Origin of the sequence: Falsiroseomonas sp., from assembly GCF_030695085.1 — a bacterium.
Lineage (GTDB): Bacteria > Pseudomonadota > Alphaproteobacteria > Acetobacterales > Acetobacteraceae > Falsiroseomonas.
The window spans coordinates 1-3,421 of sequence record NZ_JAUYTS010000151.1; the positions used below are offsets into that span (position 1 = coordinate 1).

At 72.2% G+C, this 3,421-nt stretch carries 4 protein-coding genes; 2 read left to right on the forward strand and 2 right to left on the reverse strand.

The genetic code is table 11. The features are described from left to right. Positions 1-36: 36 nt before the first annotated feature. Both Q8S40_RS16420 and Q8S40_RS16425 read right to left on the reverse strand, forming a co-directional pair. The gene (locus Q8S40_RS16420; protein ID WP_305671232.1) at positions 37-930 is read right to left on the reverse strand and encodes a DMT family transporter; all 894 of its coding nucleotides are present in this window, start codon (positions 928-930) and stop codon (positions 37-39) included. 70 nt (positions 931-1,000) lie between these two features. Then, positions 1,001-1,516 (reverse strand): cysteine dioxygenase family protein, encoded by a 516-nt coding sequence (locus tag Q8S40_RS16425; RefSeq protein WP_305671233.1) that lies wholly within the window; start codon positions 1,514-1,516, stop codon positions 1,001-1,003. A gap of 185 nt (positions 1,517-1,701) precedes the next feature. Here Q8S40_RS16425 and Q8S40_RS16430 point away from each other — a divergent pair, with 185 nt between their 5' ends. Together Q8S40_RS16430 and Q8S40_RS16435 are read left to right on the forward strand one after the other, a co-directional pair. Further along, entirely contained in the window at positions 1,702-2,652 is a 951-nt protein-coding gene (locus Q8S40_RS16430; RefSeq protein ID WP_305671234.1) for a tripartite tricarboxylate transporter substrate binding protein, read from the forward strand. After that, a complete protein-coding gene (locus Q8S40_RS16435; RefSeq protein WP_305671235.1) occupies positions 2,649-3,368 on the forward strand; it encodes a carboxymuconolactone decarboxylase family protein in 720 nt (239 codons plus the stop codon). The genes Q8S40_RS16430 and Q8S40_RS16435 overlap by 4 nt, the downstream gene beginning before the upstream one ends. The last annotated feature ends 53 nt before the right edge of the window (positions 3,369-3,421 follow it).

Genomic DNA, 3,421 nt, shown 5'->3' on the forward strand with positions numbered 1-3,421 from the left:
TAACTCAGCTTCGACGGTCCTCAGCTTCGGCGGCCCTCAGCTTCGGCGGCCGGTCACCATCACCGCCACGAGCATCGCCCCCACCGCCAGCACCACCCCGGCCAGCTTCGCCAGGCCCAGCGGTTCGTGCAGGATCAGCACGGACAGCAGCACCGCGGCCACCGGCACCATCGTGGTCAGGCAGGCGGTGCGCGTGGCGCCCATCAGCTCCCCGGCCCGGGCATACAGCGTGGTGGCGATGGCGGAAGACAGCACCCCCTGCGCGAAGCCCTGCAGCACGCTGGTCTGCCAGGGCATCTCCGGTACCACGCCGCCGCCCAGCAACAGCCAGGGCGGCAGCAGCACCAGGGCGGACAGCACGCACATCGCCGCGTTGCCGGCCAGCGCCGGAATCCGCCAGCGCCGCAGCAGCACGGTGAAGGCACCCCAGACCGTGCCGGCCCCCATCAGGATGAGGTCGCCGCGCCAGGCACCCGGATGCGCGCCGCCGATTCCGTCCCAGCCGATCAGCAACACGCCCGCCGTGATGAAGCCGAGCGCGATGGCACGCCCCCGCGTCGGCATCTCGCCCAGCAGCGGGATGGCGATGACGGCGCCCATGACGGCGGAGGTGATCGGCGCGATGGTGCCGCCGTGGCTGGCCGGGGCATGCACCAGCCCCCAGCCGAACAGCAGCGCATTCGCCGCGCCCCCGGTCGCCACCAGCCCGAGCAGCTTGGGCAGCCCGATCTCGGCCAGCACGCGCCGCGCCCGCCAGGCGAAGGGCAGCAGCACCAGCGCGGCCGCGACATAGCGCAGCACGGCGAGATCCAGCGGCGAATACCCGGCGACGGTGCCGCTGCGCGCGACCACCGCCTGCCCGCCCCAGATGAGCGCCGCGGCGAGGCCGAACAGCAGGCCGATGACGATGTTGCGGCCCGGAAGGATCACGCGCGCGAGGAGGGAGGTTTCACCGCGCCAGCCTACGCCGGCAGGTCGCTTTCTCCCAGTGGGCGGCGGCTCAGGCGGCGTGAACCTCGTTCACATCCGAGCCGAAGCGATCGAAACCCACGCCGTAGCAATGGATGGAGATGGCGGTGCGGCAGGACAGGTTGGCCAGGCGGTGGATCAGCAGCGGGTCCGCCGCGCCATGGCTGCCCTGCCCCGGCCGCAGCAACTGTGTGGAGTGCGGCTGCGGGGCATCCTCGGTTGGGCTGTACCAGGTTTCGGTCAGCGTGCCCTGGTGCACGGCGAAGGCGCACCAGGCCTTGTGGCCATGCACCGGGGACATCTGGCCCGGGCGCCAGACCAGGGCGACCACCGCATAGCCGCCCTCCGGATCACTGTGCAGCAGGTGGCGCACATAGCGGTCCGGGCAACAGGGGCAGTCCAGCCCATCCAGCAGCGCCGGGTCCGCCGCAAAAGCCTGGATCGCCGCGCCCACCGCCTGTGGCCGGTCCGCCATCGGGAAGCGGGCGGCGGCGGCGATGCCGGCCAGCATGGTCTCACGCGCGGTACGGCTGCGGATGAAGGTCATGGGCGTCCGGTTTGTCCTCGTCCGACCCAAGGCTACACGAGTATTTTTCCATCCCGCAACCCAAAAGGAGAGGTTTCTTCCAGATCGGGGGTTGATCGGAGGCGATCGTGATCATCGCCGCCGCACCCCCTGGCCGATTGCGCGGCCGGCGCTAAGCTGTGGGATACAAGATGGGAGATCCCGCCATGCATCGCCGCAGCCTGCTTGCCGCCGCCGCCACCCTGCCCCTCGCGGCCCCCGCCTTGGCCCAGCCGGCGCGGCGCCCCTTGCGGCTGGTGGTGCCCTTCCCCGCCGGCGGCACCGCCGATCTGCTCGGCCGCCTGGCGGCGCGGGAGATCGAGACGGCGCTGGGCGTGCCGGTGGTGGTGGACAACCGGGCCGGCGCCGGTGGCGCCATCGGCTCCGATTCCGTGGCGCGCGGCCCGGTGGACGGCACCATCCTGCTGTCCAACATCGCCAGCCAGGCGATCGGCCCGGCGGTGAATCGCAGTGTGCCCTACAACCCGGTGACGGATTTCCGCCACATCGCGCTGGTCGCGGCGGTGCCCTCGGCCATCGCGGTCTCCGCCGCTGGGCCGATCCGGACCATGGCGGATCTGGTGGCGCGGGCGAAGGCGCAGGCCGGCGCGGTGCGCTTCGGCTCCACCGGCATCGGCACATCCTCCCATGTGAAGCTGGAACTGCTGAAGCGCGCGGCGGAAGTAGACATCACCCATGTGCCCTATCGCGGCAGCGCGCCGGCCACCACGGATGTCATCGGTGGCCAGGTGGAGGGGCTGATCGCGGCGGTGCCGGATATCGGCAACAACGACCGCCTGCGCCTGCTGGCCATCACCCTGCCGGAGCGTGCGGCGCGCTGGCCGGATGTGCCCACGGTGGTGGAGGCCGGCTTCCCATCCCTCGTCGCGACCAACTGGTTCGGCCTGTCCGGCCCCGCCGCGATGCCCGCGGAGCAGGCGGCGGAGATCAACCGCGCCGTGGTCGCCGGCCTGAATTCGCCGGCGATGGTGGAGCGCCTGGCCCAGCTCGGCGCCCCGCCCAACCGGATGAGCCCGGCCGAGTACAGCGAGATGGTGGCGAGCGAGGTCACCCGCTGGGCCGATATCGCCCGCAGCGCCAATATTCGCGTCGAATGAGCGACGAAACCACGGCGGAGCTGGAAGCCCGCCTGGCCGAGGTGCGCGCCAAGCGCGGCTACCTGCTGCCGCATCACGGGCTGATGGCGCTGGCCTTCCCGAAGCTGCTGGCCGGCTACGACGCCGCCTATACGGCGCTCGCGCTCGATGACCGGGTGCTGAGCCATCACGACCGCGAATTCGTCTGGATGGCGGTGCTGGCCGCGACGGATGAGGCGCTGGCGACCCACCACATCGCCAAGTTCCGCGCCGCCGGCGGCACGGATGCAACGATTGGTGCCGCTTTTGCTTCGGCCGCGCTGGCCATCGGCGCGGAGGCCTTCGACTTCGCCGCCCGCGACTGGGGCCGCCAGCTTGCCCCCTACGACCCGCAGGCGAGCTATGTGGCGACGCTGCGCATCGTGGCGCCCGCGGCGCCGATCCGCCTGGTGCATCTGGCCGGCCTCGCCGTGCAGGTGTGCCGGGCCCGCTGGCGCCCCTTCGGCTGGCACCTCCAGGCCGCCTATGCAGACGGCGTCGAGGAGGAGGCGATGGCGGAGGCGATCAGCCTGGCGATGTTCCCCGGCAGCGTGCCGCGCTTCGTCGAGGCCTGCGGCCATTGGCGTGGCCTGATCGCCGACGGCACGCTGCCCGCCAGCCCGCGCTTCAAGGCCTGGGCGGCGCTGACAGGCCAGGGCGGGCATGACGAGGCAACGGGCCTCGCCACGCCGGGCTGAACGCTACGCCGCCGGCGGGCGCGGCAGGGTGGTGATGCCGGGCAGCGCCGCCA